The 20,641-nt window shown below is 63.2% G+C and carries 15 protein-coding genes, 1 tRNA gene and 2 pseudogenes; 8 read left to right on the plus strand and 10 right to left on the minus strand.

What is annotated here, in order from left to right; translation table 11 throughout:
* Positions 1–105: 105 nt before the first annotated feature.
* Positions 106–1,540, plus strand: a pseudogene (locus tag NKJ75_RS04070) (aldehyde dehydrogenase family protein).
* A 63-nt stretch (positions 1,541–1,603) separates the two neighbouring features.
* Here the strand turns inward: NKJ75_RS04070 and NKJ75_RS04075 are convergent.
* The 8 genes and pseudogenes from NKJ75_RS04075 to NKJ75_RS04110 all read right to left on the minus strand — a co-directional run bounded on the left by NKJ75_RS04075 (position 1,604) and on the right by NKJ75_RS04110 (position 11,502).
* On the minus strand, positions 1,604–2,914 hold the full coding sequence (locus tag NKJ75_RS04075; protein ID WP_023700598.1) for an HlyD family type I secretion periplasmic adaptor subunit: 1,311 nt from the start codon (positions 2,912–2,914) through the stop codon (positions 1,604–1,606).
* Positions 2,911–4,647, minus strand: a complete 1,737-nt coding sequence (locus NKJ75_RS04080; RefSeq protein ID WP_023698050.1) for a type I secretion system permease/ATPase — start codon at positions 4,645–4,647, stop codon at positions 2,911–2,913. Before NKJ75_RS04080 ends, NKJ75_RS04075 begins: the two co-directional genes overlap by 4 nt.
* A 35-nt stretch (positions 4,648–4,682) precedes the next feature.
* Positions 4,683–5,105, minus strand: coding sequence for a hypothetical protein (locus NKJ75_RS04085; RefSeq protein ID WP_352499233.1), 423 nt, complete (start codon positions 5,103–5,105; stop codon positions 4,683–4,685).
* Positions 5,106–5,179: 74 nt separating this feature from the next.
* Positions 5,180–8,520 (minus strand): annotated as a pseudogene (locus NKJ75_RS04090) (M10 family metallopeptidase C-terminal domain-containing protein).
* Positions 8,521–8,811: 291 nt separating this feature from the next.
* Positions 8,812–9,255 (minus strand): hypothetical protein, encoded by a 444-nt coding sequence (locus NKJ75_RS04095; protein WP_245274163.1) that lies wholly within the window; start codon positions 9,253–9,255, stop codon positions 8,812–8,814.
* A gap of 442 nt (positions 9,256–9,697) precedes the next feature.
* Complete coding sequence (locus tag NKJ75_RS04100) at positions 9,698–10,324, minus strand: hypothetical protein (protein ID WP_031204235.1); 627 nt, start codon at positions 10,322–10,324, stop codon at positions 9,698–9,700.
* 9 nt (positions 10,325–10,333) lie between these two features.
* Positions 10,334–10,407 (minus strand) — tRNA-Gln (locus tag NKJ75_RS04105).
* Positions 10,408–10,554: 147 nt separating this feature from the next.
* A complete protein-coding gene (locus NKJ75_RS04110) occupies positions 10,555–11,502 on the minus strand; it encodes a lysylphosphatidylglycerol synthase domain-containing protein (RefSeq protein ID WP_023834265.1) in 948 nt (315 codons plus the stop codon).
* Between the two features lie 350 nt (positions 11,503–11,852).
* Between NKJ75_RS04110 and NKJ75_RS04115 the strand changes: the two genes are divergently transcribed.
* Together NKJ75_RS04115 and NKJ75_RS04120 are read left to right on the plus strand one after the other, a co-directional pair.
* Positions 11,853–13,196 carry a Ppx/GppA phosphatase family protein gene (locus tag NKJ75_RS04115; protein WP_023834264.1) on the plus strand — a complete coding sequence of 448 codons (1,344 nt, stop codon included), beginning with the start codon at positions 11,853–11,855 and terminating at the stop codon, positions 13,194–13,196.
* Positions 13,197–13,443: 247 nt separating this feature from the next.
* Positions 13,444–14,154 (plus strand): RlmE family RNA methyltransferase, encoded by a 711-nt coding sequence (locus NKJ75_RS04120; protein WP_023694903.1) that lies wholly within the window; start codon positions 13,444–13,446, stop codon positions 14,152–14,154.
* A 217-nt stretch (positions 14,155–14,371) separates the two neighbouring features.
* On the opposite strand, the gene NKJ75_RS04125 is transcribed toward NKJ75_RS04120, so the two are convergent.
* Positions 14,372–15,793, minus strand: a complete 1,422-nt coding sequence (locus tag NKJ75_RS04125) for an MFS transporter (protein ID WP_023805084.1) — start codon at positions 15,791–15,793, stop codon at positions 14,372–14,374.
* A 243-nt stretch (positions 15,794–16,036) separates the two neighbouring features.
* On the opposite strand from NKJ75_RS04125, the gene NKJ75_RS04130 reads away from it, so the two are divergent.
* The 5 genes from NKJ75_RS04130 (at position 16,037) to NKJ75_RS04150 (ending at position 19,410) form a co-directional block, all read left to right on the plus strand.
* Complete coding sequence (locus NKJ75_RS04130; protein WP_023673036.1) at positions 16,037–16,282, plus strand: type II toxin-antitoxin system Phd/YefM family antitoxin; 246 nt, start codon at positions 16,037–16,039, stop codon at positions 16,280–16,282.
* Positions 16,279–16,734, plus strand: a complete 456-nt coding sequence (locus NKJ75_RS04135) for a PIN domain-containing protein (protein WP_023673035.1) — start codon at positions 16,279–16,281, stop codon at positions 16,732–16,734. The genes NKJ75_RS04130 and NKJ75_RS04135 overlap by 4 nt, the downstream gene beginning before the upstream one ends.
* A gap of 142 nt (positions 16,735–16,876) precedes the next feature.
* A complete protein-coding gene (guaB, locus tag NKJ75_RS04140; protein ID WP_023834263.1) occupies positions 16,877–18,379 on the plus strand; it encodes an IMP dehydrogenase in 1,503 nt (500 codons plus the stop codon).
* Positions 18,380–18,398: 19 nt separating this feature from the next.
* A complete protein-coding gene (locus tag NKJ75_RS04145; RefSeq protein ID WP_023749016.1) occupies positions 18,399–18,968 on the plus strand; it encodes a hypothetical protein in 570 nt (189 codons plus the stop codon).
* Positions 18,969–18,990: 22 nt separating this feature from the next.
* Positions 18,991–19,410 carry an MAPEG family protein gene (locus NKJ75_RS04150; protein ID WP_023673032.1) on the plus strand — a complete coding sequence of 140 codons (420 nt, stop codon included), beginning with the start codon at positions 18,991–18,993 and terminating at the stop codon, positions 19,408–19,410.
* A 63-nt stretch (positions 19,411–19,473) separates the two neighbouring features.
* On the opposite strand, the gene rnd is transcribed toward NKJ75_RS04150, so the two are convergent.
* Complete coding sequence (gene rnd / locus NKJ75_RS04155) at positions 19,474–20,625, minus strand: ribonuclease D (RefSeq protein ID WP_023705815.1); 1,152 nt, start codon at positions 20,623–20,625, stop codon at positions 19,474–19,476.
* Positions 20,626–20,641 lie beyond the last annotated feature (16 nt).

Below are 20,641 nucleotides of genomic sequence, written 5' to 3' on the forward strand. Positions count from 1 at the left end.
CCCGCCCTTGCGTTTGACATCGCTCTTGCCCCATCGTTATCCCTGAACCGATACGACGATCTGGCGATCGCCCCCATCAATTCAGAATCCCCCGAGGAGAAGCCCGTGTCACACAATCTGCAGTTCTATATCGACGGCGTGTGGGTCGATCCTGTCGTGCCCAGCACACTCGACGTCATCGACCCGTCAAACGAAGATGCTTTCGCGCAGATTTCGCTCGGCTCAAAGGCCGATGTCGACAAGGCGGTTGCGGCCGCCAAGCGCGCCTTCGAGACATTCGGCTTCACTTCGGTCGAGGAGCGCCTCGATATCCTCAACCGCATAATCGAGGTCTACAAGAAGCGCAGCGCCGATCTGGCGCTGGCCGTATCGCGCGAGATGGGCGCGCCGCGCCAGATGGCACTCGACAGCCAGGTCGGCATTTGGCCTGGCACATCTGCAGAAGATGGCCGAGGTGCTGAAGTCGTTCGAATTCCGCCACGTCAAGGGCTCGTCGCTCATCGTCAAGGAGCCGATCGGGGTCGTCGGCCTGATCACGCCGTGGAACTGGCCGCTGAACCAGATCACCTGCAAGGTCGGTCCTGCGCTCGCCGCCGGCTGCACCATGGTGCTGAAGCCCTCGGAAATCGCGCCGCTCGACGCCATCATCTTTGCCGAAATCATCGACGAGGCCGGCGTTCCCAAGGGCGTCTTCAACCTCGTCAATGGCGACGGCCCGGGCGTCGGCCAGGCGCTATCCAGCCATCCCGATGTCGACATGATGTCGTTCACCGGTTCGACCCGCGCCGGCATCCTGGTCGCCAAGGCGGCCGCCGACACGGTCAAGCGCGTGCATCAGGAGCTTGGCGGCAAGTCGGCCAACATCCTGTTTCCCGATGTCGATCTCGAAAAGGCCGTCAGCAAGGGCGTCGCCGGCTGCTTCAGCAACTCGGGCCAGTCCTGCAATGCGCCGACTCGTATGTTCGTGCCGCGCGACCGCCATGACGAGGCGACCGGCTACGCCAAGACGGCGGCCGAAAAATTGACCGTCGGCCCGGCCGATGCGGCCGGCACCAAGCTCGGCCCGGTGGTCAGCCAGATCCAGTTCGACAAGATCCAGGACCTGATCCAGGCCGGCATAGATGAAGGCGCCACGCTGGTCGCGGGTGGACCGGGCCGCCCGGCAGAACTCAACCGCGGCTACTATGTCCGCCCGACCGTGTTCGCCGACGTCACATCAGACATGCGCATCGCGCGCGAGGAAATCTTCGGGCCGGTGCTGGCGATCATGCCTTACGACACAGTGGAAGAGGCGATCGGCACCGCCAACGACACCGTCTATGGCCTGGCCTCCTACATTCAGGCCAAGGACATTCAGAAGGCCCGCGAAGTCGCCGCCCGCATGCGCACCGGCAACGTCTACATCAACTATCCCCAATGGGACGCCGGCCTGCCCTTCGGCGGCTACAAGCAATCCGGCAACGGTCGCGAATACGCCGAATACGGCCTCGAGGATTTCCTCGAGATCAAGGGCATCGCCGGCTACGAGGCGGCGGAGTAGGGGCTACCCCTTGGGGACCGGCAACCAGCCGGTCCCGAGGCTTCAGCTCTCAAACGTGCGGCTTCACTCTTCCCGGAAAGCTTTCTGGATCTGATCCGACAGCGGCTTCACCAGATAGGAAAGCATCGTCCGGTCGCCCGTCGGGAAGAACACCTCGGCCGGCATGCCCGGCGCCAGCGCCAGCCCGCGCAGCTTGGCGACCTCCGTTTTCGGCAGCGTCACCCGCGCCACATAGAAGGCTGCTCCGGTGCGCTCTTCGACGGTGAGATCGGCCGAGATCCGCGACAGCGTCCCGGTCAGCTCCGGCGTGGTTTGCCGATTGAACGCCGACAGGCGCAAAATCGCATTCTGGCCCATCGTCACCTGGTCGATATCCTGCGGTGCGATATGCGCTTCAACGGTCAGGTCGTCCGTCACCGGTACGATCTGCATCACCTGTTCGCCGGGGGTGATGACCCCGCCGATCGTATGCACCGCCAACTGCAGCACCACGCCATCCTGCGGGCTGCGCAGATCGATGCGCTTCAACTGGTCCTCGGCCGCTACCTTGCGTTCGACGAACTCGGAGATCTTTCCCTGGGTATCGCGTAAATCGGTCGCGACCTCGCTGCGAAGATCCTGGTCGATCTGGATGATCTGCAGTTCGATCTCGGACGCCTTGCCTTTCACCTGGGCAATTCCCGCGGTCAACTGGCCATGCTCGCCTTCGAGCCGCACCGCGTCCCGTTCCAGCGACGTCATGCGGTCGATTCCTATCAGCTTGCGATGCCAGAGCGACCGCACACCTTCCAGCTCGATCTGGATCAGCTCGATCTCGCGGCGTTTCGCCTGCAGCTGCTCGGTCAGGCCGGCACTCTCCTGCTTCAACTGCGCGATCCGTTCGCGCAATTGCGATCGCTGGCCAGACCGCGCCTGGTGCCGGAAATCGAACAGCGATTGTTCTCCGGCCATCGATGCGGCGACACCGGCTTCGTCGCGCCGCGATGTCAAAACGTCCGGAAAGCTGATCGTGTCCTTGCCGTCACGCTCCGCCTCCAGGCGCGCCAACCGTGCATAAAACTCATCCAGACCTTTTGAGACGATCGCCAGATTGGCGCGTGTTGTCGTTTCATCCAGCCGCACCAGAATATCGCCCGCCTTGACCCGGTCGCCTTCACGCACCCTGATCTCGCCGACCACGCCGCCCGTCGGATGCTGAACCTTCTTTACATTGGAATCGACCACCAGCCGGCCAGCTGCGATCACCGCACCCGACATCTTGGTCACCGCCGCCAGACCGCCAACACCTCCGACAAGCAGCAGACAGGTAGCAACGCCAGCCACGAGATAGCGGCGGACCTGCCGATGATGCAAAGCGCTTCTGTCCTCGCTCATGCAGGAACGCCTCTTTCCGTGGCGGCAACGACCTTGAGCGGTGCCGCCGATCGGAAGACCTTGTTCAGCACCTCGTCCTTCGGACCGAAGGCCTGCACATGGCCATTGGCCATCACCAGCACGGTGTCGACATTGGCCAGCACACTGGATCGGTGCGCAACGACGATAACGATGCCGCCGCGGTCCCTGATGCCCTGGATGGCGGCGGACAAGGCCACTTCACCCTCCGAGTCGAGATTGGAATTCGGCTCGTCCAGGATGACCAGGAAGGGATCGCCATAAAGAGAGCGGGCAAGGGCGACACGCTGGCGTTGCCCCGCCGACAGCGAGGCGCCGGCTTCGCCAACCTTTGTGTCGTAACCGTCGGCCAGATGCACGACGAGATCATGCACGCCGGCGGCCTTGGCTGCCGCAAGCACCATATCGGACGACGCATCCGGGTCGAAGCGGGCGATGTTCTGCGCAATCGTGCCGTCGAACAACTGCACATCCTGCGGCAGATAGCCGATATGTTTACCCAGCTCGTCGGCCGGCCACTGGTCAAGCGTCGCGCCGTCCAGCCGCACGGCGCCGCGCGCCGGAAGCCAGACACCTGCAAGCGTACGCACCAGCGATGATTTGCCGGAAGCACTCGGGCCGATGACCCCCAGGCCTGCTCCCCTGGCCAGTGAAAAACTTGCATCCCACACCACCGGCGTGCGTTCGCCCGGCGGGGCGACACTGACATTCTCGACCGCCAGCGCGCTGACAGGCGCGGGCAGGGTCACGCCGGTTGCGCCTTCCGGCAGCGCGGACAGAAGCTGCTTCAGGCGTGCCCAGCTTTGCCGCGCTGAAATGAAGCCCTTCCAATGCGCTATCGCCAGTTCGATCGGAGCCAGCGCCCTGCCCATCATGATCGAGCTTGCGATCATGATGCCGCCGGTCGCCTCTTGCTGGATGACCAGATAAGCGCCGATCGCCAGCATTGCCGATTGCAGCATCAACCGCAGGATCTTGGAAATCGTGCCAAGCGTTCCCGCGACATCGCTGGCCGCCGCATGGGCGTTCAGGTACTCGGCATTGACGGCAGACCACCGCTCGGCGATACGCCCGCCAAAACCCATGGCCTGCATGGCTTCGGCATTGCGCCTTGTCGCCTCGGCCAACGTGCTGCGAACGGCCGCGTGCTGTCCGGCGATCCTTGTCGGGCCGCGGGTCCGGAATTCGGCCAGAAGCGTCAGTGCAAACAGGACAACGGCGCCGGCAAGCGCGGTAACGCCGATCCAGAAATGAAAAATGAAACAGATGCCGATATAGAGCGGCATCCATGGCAGGTCGAACAAAGCGGTCGGTCCGGCACTGCCGATAAAGGAGCGGACCTGATCGAGATCCCGTAGGGGTTGCAGCCCGTCGCCGGAAGGCTTGGCGCGCAGCGGCAGGCGCATCAGCGCCGAATAGACCGACGGGCTCAGCTTTGCGTCCAACCCCTGTCCCAGCCGCACCATGAGGCGAGAGCGGATCAGCTCCAGCACTCCCTGAAACACGAACAATGTTCCCGCAAGCACCGCCAGGCCGACCAGCGTCGGCACGCTGCGACCCGGAACGACGCGGTCATAGACTTGCAACATGAAGAACGAGCCGGTCAGGGTCAGCACGTTGACGACCCCGCTCATCAGGACGATGCCCGAAAACGCACGTCGAAAGGACGCCAGGATTCCGACCAGCGTAAGCGGCGTCGATGGCGTCAGCTGCATGCAGGCTCGCAATCAGGATATGGCATCTCGTCCCTTCAATAGATAACTGCCTTGAGTGTGACATGGACGGGCAAGCCGGCCTGGAACTGCGCGCTGCCCCGCGCCACCAGCCAGCCGTCCGCACGCTCCAGGCGCGCAACGACCTGCAGCGTTGGTGAAGCGGTCGAGCTTGCGGGCAGGGGCAAGGAAAATTCTATGGTCTTTGAGCCGCCCTCGCTCTTGAGGCTGGTTTTGGCGGCGCGGCGTCGCCCACTGTCCTGAATGGCGGGATCCTCAAGATAGATATCAAGATGACCTTCCGGGATAGCCTTGCCGCCCACAAAGGTGACGGCGCCGCGAATATCTGTTGCGCGAATATCTGGCGCGCGAATATCTGGCGATTGCGCTGCCGCTGCCCCGGTGGCCGCGGCGACTGCCGCAACTCCGGCGGCCATTAACACTGTGCGGCGGTCGGTCATCGCGTCCTCTCCCTTTTCACTGCGCTGGGGTATGCGGGAGGGGAGCCTGACGGCACCCCTCCCCCGGCAACGCGTTAGATGACAATGAAGTCTGCAGCCGAAAGATCCAGATTTGTGTTCAGGTGTGCAAACTGAACGGCTGCTCCCTGTCCGGAACCATCGGCGTCGTAAGACAATATTCCACTGTCGGTGTCGTAGATGATGCGGTCGTCGGCATCATGAGCAGCACCGGCTGCGCTCTTGTAGAATGAGCCCAAAGCGAGGGCGCCGTCGCCGCCAACGCTGGCAAAGATGAGGTTGTCCAGCAGGATCGTATCGTCGGCGACCTTGAAGTCCTTGATCCAGTCGATATTGCCGTTCCCGAGTTCTGTCGAGAAGCGGAAATAGTCGTCGCCGGCGCCGCCGGTCAGCGTATCGGCAGCCAGCCCGCCATCCAAAAGGTCGCTGCCGCCGCCGCCGTTGAGCGTATCGGCGCCCGCAACGCCCGGCTGAGCTGGTGCCGGCGGGAATTCGACCGACACGTTCAGCTTGTAAGTCGAGCCCTCCGGCACGGATTCGACCCAGCCATCGCCAGGAGCCGAGTCCGACCATTCGCCCTCCACAATATAGTAGGTTCCGGTTTCCTGAACGATGAAGCTGGTGCTCGAATCGCGGCCGTTGTTGGAGCCGGGGTCGTTGCCGCCATCGTCGTTCTGGGCGACGATATTGCCATCGCTGTCCAGCACCCTGACGATGCTGTCATGGACATTGGGGTCGGCAATGCCATCGATGTCGATGGTGATGATCGTGCCGGCCGCCAGGTTGATGCTGTAATATCCGCCCAAGCCGTTTCCGGTGGCATTGACGGTGGTGTGAAGGGTGGTCGTCGAATCGAAGATGTCGGGGTCGGCGGTCAGCGAGAAGTTGTTCGAGATGTCGAAGGCGGTCGAGACCGAATTGTTGGTCGCGTCCGGTCCGAGCGTGGCGTAGCCGGTGCCCATGCCCGGGCGTGGCGGAGCATCGCCCTGATAGGCGAAATCGCCGAGCAGGGTGTCATCGCCGCCGCCGCCGTCGATCTTGTCGGCGCCGCCCTGGCCGGTCAGCACATTGGCCGCGCCATCGCCGGTCAGGTGATCGTTGAAGCCCGAGCCAGCCAGATTTTCGATCGAGATATAGGTGTCGCCGCCGGATTTGCCGCCACCCAGTTTGAGGTTTTGCCCGCTGGCCGCGTCGGCGTAGTCCGCCGTGTCGCTGCCGGCGCCGCCATTCAATATATCGGCGCCGCCACCGCCGGTCAGCGTGTCGTTGCCGGCGCCGCCGGAAAGTTTGTTGGCCTGGGCGTTGCCGATGAGATGGTCGTCAAAGAACGACCCGACGGCGTTTTCGAAGCCGACCAGGATGTCGTGCCGGATAACGGTGCCGCGCCCGACGATCTGCACCGGGCCATCGCCGTCGCCGCCATTGGCCGTGCCATTGGCGAGGTCGATCGTCACGCCGGCGGAACTGCCTTCGTAGACGACCGTATCAATGCCGGCGCCGCCATCCAGATAGTCCTGGCCGGCGCCGCCGATGATCGTGTCGTTGCCGGCTTCACCGTACAGGATGTCGCCGTCATTGCCGCCATCCAGTATGTCGTTGCCGCCGCCGCCGTTGAAATAGTCGCCGCCGCCCCGGCCCCAGAAATGATTTGCCGCCGACGTACCGATGAAACGGTCGATGCGGTCATCGGAGCCGATCAGGTTTTCGATGCTGTAGAAGGTGTCGCCGGTGGCGGTGCCGCCATTGGCAACGTTCGTCTCGAGGTTGACGAGCAGTTGGAAGGGGCTCTCCTTGCTGAAGTCTACCGTGTCGACGCCGGCGCCGCCCCTGAATATATCGACGCCATCCTGGCCGCTCAGCGTATCGTCGCCGTCGCCGCCGTCGAGGATGTCGTTGCCTTGGCCGCCGAGGATCGTATCGTTGCCGCGGCCGCCATAGAGCGTGTCATTGCCGTCGTCGCTCTCGGTCTGGTCTGGAAGGTCGGCGACATCGATGGTGTTGTTGATGTCGCGGCTGGCGAGCGAGTCGCGGCCGCCGATGATGAGGTCATCGCCGCCCTGGCCGAAGATCGTGTCGTCGCCGGCGCCGCCGTCGAGCGTATTGTTGCCATTGTCGCCGAAGATGACGCTGGTCATCGTGTTGTCGCCGATGGTCGGTGCGGTTTCGGTGCCGCCGTCTCCAGGCTGGAGTGTCGACTCGTCGGCGTAGATGATGTGTTCGACGTTGGCGATTTTCCGGATATTCAAGTTCCGGTTCAGCAGAACGACCGTGTCATTCCCGCCATTCGCTTCCTCGCGCACGATGTCGTCGAGGGAATCGACGAAGTAGGTGTCGTCGCCGCCATTGCCGGCCATGCGGTCGCCGCCGCCGCGGCCATCCAGCACGTTGGCTCCGTCATTGCCAATCAGGACGTCGTCATAGCTGCTGCCGATGCCGTTCTCGATGTAATAGTCGGTGCCATCGGCGTTGTGCCCGGCAAAGATCGACACATTGTTGCTGTGGCCGTTGACGCTGGAGAACTGTCCGGCGCGCAGATCGAGGATCGTGCCGGCCGTCGAGCCGGAGAAGTCGATCGTGTCGGTTCCGCCGGTGTCATGGATGACAAAACCGATATCGTGCTGCATGCCCGAGGAGGTCAGCCGGTAGCCGTCCACGGCACTGCCGAAGCCGTAGACGTTGTCGCCCATGTTGAGATCGATATGCTGATAGGTGCGCACGCCGTTCTCGTCGACGGTGGAGAAAAAGCGGCGGATGACAGCCTCGATGTCGGCCATCATCGGCGTTGACGCCGACCAGCGGCTGGTTTCACCGACATCGATCCCGTCGAAATAGGACATGACGCTGTATTGCTGACGGTCGTAGGTCCAGGTCGCATTGTTCAGAAATTGATCTGTACGCCGCCTGGGCCGCTGTAATTGTAGAGCCCGGGGTGGTTCAGCCCGAACTCATGACCGAATTCATGGATGAAGGAATCGAAGACATAGCCGCCAATATCCGTCTTGTTGACCTCGGTGTCGTGGAAACGCTGGCCGATGCTGACATAGCGGTCGTTGGAATAGGCGCTGCCGTCGTCCTCTTCGCCCAGTTCGGGGCTGACAACCTGCATCCAGTCCGTTGCGCTGTTGTATGGTGCATTGTCGACGATTTCGAACTTCAACGGGGTGACACTGGCCCACATCTGCAAGGCGCCGATCGCGGCGGCCTTGTATTCGGGATGGTCATTGAGCTCGGAGACATTTATCCTCAGCGTTCCCGCCGCGATCGCCGGCGTTATCGACCGGTCCAGCGCTCCAAGGTAGGTGAGGAAGGCCCCGTAATCTTCGCTTTTGCCGTACGGGTTGTCCGGCGTCTGGTCGTTGACCCACCATTGATCGCTGGTTTGGCTTGAGTTCGGCATCCTTGGGACTCCTTGGTCTCGCAGCCGTGGCAATTACGGCTGTACGGTTTAGCAGTTGCCAACCACCGACAAGCATCGTTTGCGTTTGCCGGTCGAGCCCCGTCCCAGTGCCAACAATGCTATTGGAATCTTCACTTGTCTAGCCTCAGTTCGCGCTCGGTACATATGAAGGTTCTTGGGCGCGCTTGTACCGGCGGGTTTTGAGATACTGGTTTGGTGTTAATTGAGCTATCGCTAATCTATGGTCGTACCTCGCCCGTAGGCACGAGGGGCTGAATGCGCAAGCGTGCTTCAGGAACCCGTCCGGCGCGCGAAATGTTCATATGTCACGCGCCAGGGGTCGCTCTCCGCTCGTCTCTCCTCACCGATCCAGTGAAAGCTGCCGGCGGTGATCTCGGTGAACCGCCACCGAGCCTGCAGGCCGCGCGAGTCGGCGCCCATCTGGACGATGTCCTTGCCTTCGGCCCGCCCGATCTGGCGCGAGTAATCCTGGTTGAGCGGATCGCTCCAGATGATGTGCCAGCCACCCATCCCGGGATCGAAGACGCGCAAGGTCGTGCCATACATGGTGGACGGGGCAGGGCGCCTGGGCCTGATCCAGATGTCCTGAATGGCGCGGCCTTCGAGCACCCAGCCAAAGTGACACTCGCCATCCCATTTCTGAATTGTGCCGTCGTTGCGGTGGTGGAGCGTCTCCAAGTCCCAACTGCCGATCAACCATCCATACAGGTCCATGTCTTTCGCCCGGTCGGCTGGCGGACCTTCGGATGAAACGTCGCCATGATTGTCTCCAGGCAAGCCGCGCCGAAACGCTGGGCGTTCCAACCCTTGCACCGTTGCGGGTTCCTGGTCTTGGGAAAAATTGCGGTAATGCTGCTGTGAAGGCAGCCGGCCTTCCGCGTTCGCGCCATACCAAATCTATGCGTGAATGCTAATGTAGCGTCGGCGGGTACCCCAATGCCCGCCTGGCCGGCGCCTCCTCAGGCAATCTCTTGATGAGCGGCGCCGGCCGCTGGCTTCGGCGGCAAACTCCTGCCGGAGGATATCAGGCTTGGCACGCGGTTATTGCAGGGCAGTTTTGGCAGGCTTCCGATCTCGGTCTGTATCCCCAGAACGTCCGCTGCCCAATCGCAGTTCCGGAGAAGCATCGCTCGATTTCATGATCATTGGAACCCAATCAATTCTCGGGTGGCGCTTCATCTTCCCAGCCGGCCAGCTCCGGCAGGTCGTCAAGCCAGCTTTTCTCTGTGATCGAGGCTTCGCCGGCCTGCGGCACAGCCTCAGTCGCGTTTTGAATGAGCCAGTCCATCCACTTGCGATAGGCAGGCGGGGCCAATTCCGGCGGAAGCACCTTGGCCTTGGCCAGCATGCGTTTGCGGAAACTGAGTTGCCGGCGCAGTTTCGTCGTCGTGAATTTTATCGCCTTGCCCTGATATTCCACCGTCCAGCGCCCATCGCCGTGGCTGGTCAGCCTGTCGATGGCAAAACCGGCATCGACCGGCCTGTCGCGCCAGGGAAGCTCGATGGCATTCCGCCTGAGATCGAGTGCCCATCGCCGGTAATCGGCCCCGGCACGCTGCGGCGGCAGAACGCCAGCCTGTTCGAGGATTTTCCTGCGAAAGGTAGGCTGCTTCTTGATCTGGCCGGTTGTCAGCTCGATGCGATGCCCACGGAACTCGACATGCCAGCGGATTCTCCCGTTGCCGACATATTTTGCCAGCCTGTCGATGGCGAACTCGTCGTCGGACAACTCCACGCATCCCTGGCGGATGCGTTCGAGGATGTACTGGCTGTCAGTGGGCATGACGTGCCTTGGCTGGGGAACCTGGATTCGAACCAGGACTAACGGAGTCAGAGTCCGTGGGTCTACCGTTAACCTATTCCCCAGCAGGCGCTGTCGCGCTGGTGGGCCGCCGAAGCAGCCGCGCGTGCCTTGTAGCCGCCGCCGGAAAATAGTCAAGCCTAAGCTGCGTTTCAATCACAGCGTTTCATAGGGGCAATTACGCCCGGGTGGCGCGCCGCACCCAATCATCCTCAGCTCTCCGTCCGGCTGTATTGCGAATGCTCGAAGAACAGCACCACGCCGAGCGCGATCAGCAGCGGGATGATCAGGTAGAACAGGCGAAACACCAAAAGTGCCGCCAGCACGCCGACCGGGTCCATCTGCGACAGGCCGGCGAGGAACACGACCTCGAACACGCCAAGCCCGCCGGGCGCATGCGAGATCTGCGCAACCGAGAACGACACCAGGAACACGCCGAGGATAACGAAATAGCCGGGATTGCCGGCCACGGGCAGGGCAAAGAAGATGATCGCGGCTGCCGCCAGCAGCTCGATCGGGCCGATCAGCAATTGCCGTGCCACGATCGGCAGCGCCGGGTAATGCAACTGGAAACCGGCGATCTTGAGCGGCTTCAGATGCAGCCAGCTGCCGAAGATATAGGCGCCGACCAGAATGAGCAAAGCGATGCCGGCGGCGATCGCCAGCCCATGGTGGGGCGCGCCGGAGAAGCGGCCGATGATCTGCGGCTCGAACACCAGCACCAGGCCGCCGACCAGCAGGCTGGAGAGCACGAAAGTGATCCAGCAGATCGCCACCAATATGCCGACATCCTGGCCGGTGAGCCCCCTGGTGCCATAAGCGCGGTAGCGGATCACCGCGCCCGAAAGCACCGAGCCGCCAATGTTGTGCGACAGCGCATAGGTGGTGAAGGAGCAGAAGGTGACGAACAGCCACGACACCTTCTTGCCGATATGTAGAAGGGCAATGTGGTCGTAGCCGGCAAGCGAGGCGTAGGCGACCACCGAGCTCAGCGCCGCCAGCACCCAGCCGCGCGTCGGGATGGCTGATATGCCGTCCCAGACATCGTCGATCGAGATGCCGCGCAACTCATGCCACAGCAACAACAGCGACCCGATGACCGCCGCGACACCGATGACCGGCCACAGATAGCGCTTCCAATTCGTGCCCCCCCAATTCATGGAGTTGTCGTCATGTGTTGCTGCCCATCGCCCAGGCGGGCGTTAAAACGTCCGCGATTCACCAATTCCCCCTCATTTCAGAAATGCCTCATTGAAGCCGGCTATTCAACCGGCAAGGGTGAGCAGCCGGTTCGCCAACGGCGAATTCGTCGTGCCAGTGGCAAGATGAAAAGGCTAGCGAACGCCGGGACGCTGCAAAGCAGCGGGGACGTGGCAGGACGCAGCCGGCAAAATTTGGCCCCTTGCTCTTGGTGATCCGGTCCGGCGCTGCTACTCTGGCGGCAACTTAAAATTTTTAAGCGCCTGCTGCGTCCGGTTTTCCGGTTCGCGCGGCGCCGGAAGGAACTGAAGTGGAAGACCACGACACCGGCGCTGGCGCGCCGGAAGTGGGCGTGTCCAGGGCTTCGCCGCCGTCAGGCGGGCCAAGCCCATCCGCCGGGTGGCCCCGCCAGGCGGGGCCTCAGTCCGGCAACGGACAGGCCGGCGAAGCCCAGCATCAGCGAGGCAAGGCGAGAAAGCGGCGCAAGCGCCGGCGTGGGCGCAAGGTTTTTGCGCGCGACGACAGCCCTCTCGCAACGGCCGCAGCGGTTGGTGCGCCGGCCTCCGTCGGCCCGGCCGCTCCAGCGCCGGTGCCTTTGCCCTCGGCGCCACAATCCCGACCGGAACAGCCAATGCATCGTCCGCCGATGCAGGAACTGCCGGTGTTTGCCGCGCTCGATCTCGGCACCAACAATTGCCGGCTCTTGGTCGCGGTGCCGCAGCGCCATGGCCAGTTCCGCGTCATCGACGCCTTCTCGCGCATCGTCAGGCTGGGCGAGGGGCTGACGGCGAATGGGCACCTGAGCCAGGCGGCGATGGACCGCGCCGTCGAGGCGCTGAAGATCTGCGGCGACAAATTGCGCAACCGCAAGATCCGCAAGGCACGGCTGATCGCCACCGAGGCCTGCCGCACCGCCGACAATGGCGTGGAATTTTTGCAGCGCGTCGAACGAGAGGCGGGGTTGAAGCTGGAAATCATCGATCGCCAGACCGAGGCGCGTCTGGCTGTATCCGGCTGCGGCTCGCTGATCGAGCGCGACACGCAAGGCGTGGTGCTGTTCGACATTGGCGGTGGCTCGTCCGAAATCGCGCTGATCGACCTCACCGGCCAGCGCTCGCCGCGGCTGGCCAACCACATCGTGTCGTGGACCTCGCTGCCGGTCGGCGTCGTCTCTCTGGCCGAACGCTTTGGCGGCCGCACGGTGACGCGCGAGATCTTTGCCGCCATGGTCGACGACGTCGCGGTGCGGCTGAAAGCCTTCGACGGCCGCGACCGGCTGAGCCATGTGCTGGCCAGTCCGAAATTCCATCTGCTGGGCACATCCGGCACGGTGACGACGCTGGCCGGCGTCCATCTCGATCTCGAACGCTACGACCGCCGCCGCGTCGATGGGCTGTGGATGGACCGCGACAGCGTCGACCGCATGGTCGAAAAACTGGTCGGCTGGGACTTCCAGCAGCGCTGCGCCAACCCTTGCATCGGCGCCGACCGTGCCGATCTTGTGCTGGCCGGCTGTGCTATCCTGGAAGCCATCCGTGCGGTGTGGCCGTCGGAGCGGCTGCGCGTCGCCGACCGGGGCTTACGCGAAGGCATTTTGAGCGAGCTGATGGCCGATGACGGCGTCTGGCGCAACAGTGGGCGGGGCCGAGCATGATCCGCATTGCTTTGGTGAACGGACCACCCCCCCTCCGTCGTGCTTCGCTCTACACCTCTCCCCCGATCGACGGGGTAGAGGAAGGGCGCGAACTTATGCAGACCAGCGCCTTTCCTCTCCCTCCGGAGGGGGGAGAGGTGGCGCCGCGAAGCGGCGACGGAGTGGGGGAAGCCCTTCGCGAAACGCGAAGCCGCCGAAAAACGGCGGCAACTCGGCGAGTGCAAAAACTCAAACAAGAAAAAAAGTCATGACCAAGAAGCCGGAAAAGCCGGGCTCCGCCAGCATTCGTGTCCTCAAAACGCGGATCAAGAAGAAGAGCGGCCTGAAGGAATCGTCGCGCCGCTGGCTGCAGCGCCACATCAATGATCCCTATGTCCAGCGCTCCAAGGCCGACGGCTATCGCTCGCGCGCTGCCTACAAGCTGATCGAGATCGATGACAAGCATCATCTGCTGAAACCCGGCATGAAGGTCATCGATCTCGGTGCGGCCCCCGGCGGCTGGTGCCAGGTGGCGGCCGCGAGGACGAAATCGACGGCTGATAATCCACATGTCATCGGCATCGACTATCTCGAAATGGATGCGGTGCCGGGTGCGCCGGTGCTGCTGATGGATTTCCTCGACCCGGAAGCGCCGCAAAAGCTCGCCGAGGCGCTGGGCGGCGACCCCGATATCGTGTTGTCCGACATGGCCGCGCCGACCACCGGCCACAAGCGAACCGACCACATCCGCACCATGCATCTGTGCGAGGTGGCCGCCGATTTCGCGCTGTCGGTGCTGAAGCCGGGCGGGCACTTTTTGGCCAAGACGTTTCAAGGCGGCGCCGAAAACGAGCTGCTGTCGATGCTCAAGAAGAACTTCCGCTCGGTGCACCACGTGAAGCCGCCGGCGTCGCGGGATGAGTCGGTGGAGTTGTATTTGCTGGCGAAGGATTTTAAGGGCAGAGACGGCACGGCGTGAAAGACGCTTCGTAGCGCTCCGTCCCTCTGTCCTGCCGGACATCTCGCCCGCAAGGGGGGAGATTGGCAGCTGCGACCGCCTCGCCATTCCTTCAAAGTTGCAAGATTGGCGAAAGCCGCGTGATATCCGATCTCCCCCCTTGCGGGGGAGATGGCCGGCAGGCCAGAGGGGGGGTGTGAAGGATCGCCGACGTCGACGATTTTCGTCGCGCCGCCCCTTACTTCCCAGCCGTGCTCACCGGCTCCAGCGTCTTCGGCGTCGTCAGCCGGCCATGTCCCGATACGGCATTGCCGGCATCCGGCGCCAGCCGCATGAATGACACGGACGCTGCCGCCGACACCGCCGCCACGATGAAGAAGGCGATGTGGAAATCGCCGAGCGCCAGCGGTCCGCCACGGATCGAGGTCGAGACTTCCAGGATGCCGCCGGCCAGCGCCACGGCGAGCGCGATCGACAACTGCTGGAACACCGCCGTGATCGGCGTTGCCTTGCTGGTGTCTTCAGCCGTCACCTCGGCATAGGAGAGCGCGTTGACGCCGGTGAAGAACATCGAGCGGATAAACCCGCCGACCAGCAATATCGCCAGCATCAGCGCGTAAGGCGTCTCCGGCGTGAACAGGCCGTAGATGGCGATCGATGCGGCGGCGATCAGCGAGCCCCAGATCAGCACCCGGCGGAAGCCGGCGAGCCGGAAGATCAGCGCGGTGACGAACTTCATGCCAATGGCGCCGATGGCCGAGACGAAGGTGATCATGCCCGACTGGAACGGCGTCAGCCCGAAGCCGATCTGGAACATCAGGGGCAACAGGAACGGCACCGCGCCGATGCCGATGCGAAACAGCGAGCCGCCGAGCACCGAGGAGCGGAACACCTGGTTGCGGAACAGTTCCAGCGCCAGTAGGGGATTCTTGGCGCGCCGCGCATGCAGCAGATAGAGCACGCCGGAAATCAGCCCGACCGCCACGGTGATGAGGCCGGTCGCCGGCGGCAGATAGGGCAGGCTGACCACCGACAGGCCAAAGACGACGCCGGAGGCCGCCAGCCCGCTCAGCACGAAACCGACGAAATCGAGCGGCGGCGTCTCCATCGAGTCGGTTTGCGGCAGGAAGCGCGTCGCCAGCCAGATGCCGATCAGGCCGATCGGCACGTTAATCAGAAAGATCCAGTGCCAGGTGAAATAAGTGGTGATGAAGCCGCCGATCGGTGGTCCGACGAGCGGTCCGACCAGCGCCGGCACCGTCAGCCACGACATGGCGGCAACCAGCTCGCTCTTCGGCGTCGCGCGCACCAGGACCAGCCGGCCGACCGGCGTCATCATGGCGCCGCCTATGCCTTGCAGGAAGCGCGAGACGACAAAGGCCGGCAGCGAGTTGGAGACGGCGCAGCAGACCGAGCCGACGATGAACACGCCGATCGCGGCGCGAAAAATGGTCTTGGCGCCGAACCGGTCGGCCATCCAGCCGCTGATCGGAATGAAGATGGCCAGCGACACCAGATAGGCGGTCAGCGCCAGCTTGAGCGCGATCGGGCTGGTGTGGATGTCGACGGCGATCGCCGGCAGCGATGTCGCAATGACGGTCGAATCCATGTTTTCCATGAACAAGGCGACCGCCAGAATGAGCGGAATGATGCGGTTCAACGAACGCGTCCGAACTGGTCTAAATGTGCCTGCCGGCCAATCCAGGCAATGAAAAGGCGGGCAAGCCGATACAAACGGGCGGTTATCACGCCTCAGGCGCGATGTCGCATTAATTTGCTGTCATTTTTGTGCGACCGTGGGCGGACAAGAGGCATCGCTGCGTTTCGCCACATTGAATGAACTTGCGAAAATTGACCGGGTTCACTATGCTGTAGTGAATATAACTACTATCTGGACAATGTCATGGAAGAAGCCGTTTCCGCAGCCGACGCCAACCGCAAATTCTCGCTCCTCCTGCGCGGTGTCCGCGAAGGACAGAGCTATGTCGTGACCAGCCATGGGCGCCCCGTGGCGCGGATCGTGCCTGCAGGGCAGCCCGACCCTGCGGCGTCTCGTTCGCGCACAGCGCTGCTGTCGCGCCTCGAACGCCAGCCTGTTGTAGAAGCCGGGCGCTGGAGCCGCGACGAGCTTTACGAGGACGAGCGGTGAAGGTCGCGCTCGATACCAACATCCTTGTTTATGCCGAGGGGATCAACGGAGCCGAGAAGCGCGACATCGTTTTCGGCCTGCTGCACGACATTGCGCAAGAGGCAGCCGTCATTCCAGTCCAAGTGCTCGGCGAATTGTTCACCGTTCTCACACGCAAGGCCGGACGATCACGTGCACAAGCGCGCGACGCCCTGTTGAGCTGGCGCGACGCGTTTCCGGTTGTCGGCACGACGCCGGAGGTGATGACGGTCGCGGCTGATCTTGCGACCGATCACCATTTCGGCATCTGGGATGCGACCATCCTGTCTGTTGCCTCGCAAACCGGTTGCCGGCTGCTGCTGTCGGAAGATCTGCAGGACGGCTTCACCTGGGGCGGCGTAACGGTCGTCAATCCTTTCGCGTCACCGCGCCATGTCTTGCTCGATGCCCTGTTGGGCAAGTCCGCCGAATAGGCCACGACCGGCTTTTCATCGGCGCCGCGACGTGTTACCAGCCAGCGCCAATCCTGAAAGGGAAGAAACGAGTCGGCGCTGTCCATTTCGGTCCAGCGCTTTTTTGTATTCTCCCAGCGCTTTTCGTATCCGAGGACTGGCCATGGCAAAAATCATCGAAACGTCCACCGGCGCGCTGGCGCTGACCTTTGACGACGTGCTGTTGCAGCCCGGTCATTCCGAGGTCATGCCCGGTGAGACCGACATCCGCACCCGCATCGCCACCGACATCGACCTCAACGTGCCGATCCTGTCGGCCGCCATGGACACCGTCACCGAGGCGCGGCTCGCCATCGCCATGGCGCAGGCCGGCGGCATCGGCGTCATCCACCGCAATTTCTCGCCGGCCGAACAGGCCGAGCAGGTTCGCCAGGTCAAGAAGTTCGAATCGGGCATGGTCATCAATCCGGTCACCATCGGCCCCGACGCCACGCTCGCCGACGCGCTGGCGCTGATGCGCACCTATTCCATCTCGGGCATTCCGGTTGTCGAGAATGGCGGCACCGGCGGCCAGAAGATCGGCCGCCTGGTTGGTATCCTGACCAACCGCGACGTGCGCTTCGCCTCCGATCCGGGGCAGAAAGTCTACGAATTGATGACCCGTGAGAACCTGATCACGGTCAACGAGAATGTCGACCAGGACGAGGCCAAGCGGCTGCTGCACCAGCACCGCATCGAAAAGCTCGTCGTCGTGGACAAGCAAGGCAATTGCGTCGGCCTGATCACCGTCAAGGACATCGAGAAGTCGCAACTCAACCCGCACGCCACCAAGGATGCGCAGGGGCGCCTGCGGGCGGCGGCAGCCACCAGCGTCGGCGATGACGGCTTCGAGCGCGCCGAGCGGTTGATCGATGCCGGTGTCGACCTCCTGGTCATCGACACCGCGCATGGCCATTCGCAGCGCGTGCTCGATGCGGTGACGCGGGCCAAGAAGCTTTCCAATTCCGTCCGCATCCTGGCCGGCAACGTCGCCACCGCCGAAGGCACGCAGGCGCTGATCGACGCCGGCGCCGATGCCGTCAAGGTCGGCATCGGCCCGGGCTCGATCTGCACCACGCGCATCGTCGCCGGTGTCGGCGTGCCGCAGCTTTCGGCGATCATGTCGGCGGTGGAGACGGCGCATAGATCAGGCGTGTCGGTCATCGCCGACGGCGGCATCAAATATTCGGGCGATCTGGCCAAGGCGCTTGCCGCCGGCGCCAGTGCGGCCATGATCGGTTCGCTGCTGGCCGGCACCGACGAAAGCCCGGGCGAGGTCTATCTGCATCAGGGCCGCTCCTTCAAGGCCTATCGCGGCATGGGCTCTGTCGGCGCCATGGCGCGCGGCTCGGCCGATCGCTACTTCCAGGCCGAGGTTCGCGACACGCTGAAACTGGTCCCGGAAGGCATTGAAGGGCAGGTGCCCTACAAGGGACCTGTGTCTGGCGTGCTGCACCAGCTTGCGGGCGGGCTAAAAGCCGCTATGGGTTATGTCGGTGGCCGCGACCTTGCCGATTTTCGCGAACGCGCCACCTTTGTGCGCATATCCAACGCCGGACTTCGTGAAAGCCACGCCCATGACGTCACGATTACCCGCGAAAGCCCGAACTATCCTGGCGGAGCCTGACCGGCAGCCAGAGCGGTACATGCTCTGGCGCCACCAGGCGACGATCGTGCTGCGGCTGGCGCGCCATGCCGGCGCGCTGTGCTTTGCCGCCGCGGCGGTTTTCATCATCATGACGCTGCTGGAATTCTTCTATTTCCGCCGGCTGAGCGGTGGCCTGCCGTCGCTCGACGTGCGCCTTGGCGGGTTCACGCCCGACGAGGGCATGGCCTGGCTGACGGCACTCGGCCGACGCGGCAGCGAGATCATCCTGGTCTGGCACTATTTGACTTTCGACCTTCTCTTCCCGGCGCTGCTGTCGCTGACCATGGTCAGCCTGATCCTGGCAACCGGGCGGCGGCTGAAGAATTTTCGTGCCATGCCGGTGCAGCTTCAGGCGCTGTTCGCGCTGGTCATCGTGCTGCCCTACACGTGCGCCGACTACGCCCAGAACATTGCGGTGGCGCGGCTTCTGTCCGATGCGCTGTCGGCCAACCCGGATTCTCTGTCTTTCGCCTCGTCGCTGATCGTCACCAAATTCGCGCTGCTGGCGATCCCCGTCATCGTCATCGCGTTTTTGATCCTTGCCGCCCAGCGGCGTCCACAGGCATGAACGACAGAGCAGGGGCAACGCCATGAGCCAGACCGCGATTTTCTGGCCGATGCTGGCGCAGGTGTTGCTCGTCTATATCGTCTATGTCGTGATGGGCCGGCGCCGCTACGGCGCGGTCAAATCGGGCGAGGCCAAGGTCGGTCAATACAAGGTGCGCACGACCGAGCCCGGGTCGAGCGTCACGGTTGCCAACAATCTCATCAACCAGTTCGAACTGCCGGTGCTGTTCTATGTGCTGTGCCTGGCGCTGCACGCGACCAATGGCGTCAATTATCTGACCCTGGCGTTGATGTGGATTTTCGTGATTTCCCGCTATGGCCACGCCTGGGTCCACCTCACCAGCAACAATCTGCGGTTTCGCAGCCGCGCCTTCTACGTCGGCGCGATCATTCTCTTGTTGGCATGGATCTGGTTCGCGCTACACCTGCTCGGAGCGGTGTAGGGCAGTCGTTTACCCTCCCCCTTGTGGGGAGGGTCGCTCCGCGCAGCGGAGCGGGGTGGGGGTCTACAAATCGAACACCGCGATCTTGCGCTTGTCGAACTTGATGCCGATTTCGCCGCGCACCAGCTTCAGTGCGGCTTCGCCGAACACGGCGCGTCGCCAGCCCTGCAGGGCCGGCACGTCGGCATCCTCGCCCTCGGCGGCGATGCGGTCGATGTCGTCGCTGGACGCCAGCACTTTCGAGGCGACGCCTTCCTTCTCGGCGACGATCCGCAACAGCACTTTCAACAGCTCGGAGGCGGCATTGGAGCCCTCGGGCGGCTGAAAGCTCTTGGGCAGCTTCGGCATTTCTTCGCGGGGCAAAGCGAGCGCCGTGTTGACCGCGCCGAGCAGCGCCGTTGCCGTCGATGACCGTTCCCAGCCTTTCGGCGTGGTGCGCAGCTTGCCAAGGGCTGCCGCATCGCGCGGCGCCTGCTGGGCGACCTCGTATATGGCGTCGTCCTTGAGCACCCGGCCGCGCGGCACGTCACGCTCGCGCGCCTCGCGTTCGCGCCATGCCGCCACCGTCTGCACGATCGCCAGCTCCTGCGGCTTGCGCAGCCGCATCTTCAGCCGCTTCCAGGCGTCTTCGGGGTGCGGATCGTAGGTCTCGCGCGAAGTCAGCACCTCCATTTCCTCGTTTAGCCAATGGGCGCGGTTTTCCCGCTCCAGTTCGGCGCTGAGATGCTTGTAGACGTCGATCAGATGGGTGACGTCGGCCAAGGCATAGTCGAGCTGCTTGTCCGACAGCGGCCGGTGGCGCCAGTCGGTGAAACGCGAGGATTTGTCGAGCCGTGCGCCGGTGATGCGCTGCACCAGCTGATCGTAGGAGACGCTGTCGCCGAAGCCGCAGACCATGGCCGCGACCTGGGTGTCGAACACCGGATGCGGCACCAGATCGCCGAGATGGACGATGATTTCAATGTCCTGGCGCGCGGCATGGAAAACCTTGACCACCGCTTCATTGGCCATCAGCCGGAAGAATGGGGCGAGGTTGATGTCGGGCGCCAGCGGGTCGACCAGCGCGGTGACGCCTGGCGCCGCCATCTGGATCAGGCACAGAATCGGCCAGAATGTCGTTTCGCGGATGAATTCGGTGTCGACGGTGACGAAATCCGACTTTTCAAAAGCGGCGAGAACGGACTCGAGCTCATTTTGGGTGGTGATGACGTGCATCAAATCGCTTTTTAGT

The organism is Mesorhizobium sp. M0058, assembly GCF_040323095.1.
Lineage (GTDB): Bacteria > Pseudomonadota > Alphaproteobacteria > Rhizobiales > Rhizobiaceae > Mesorhizobium.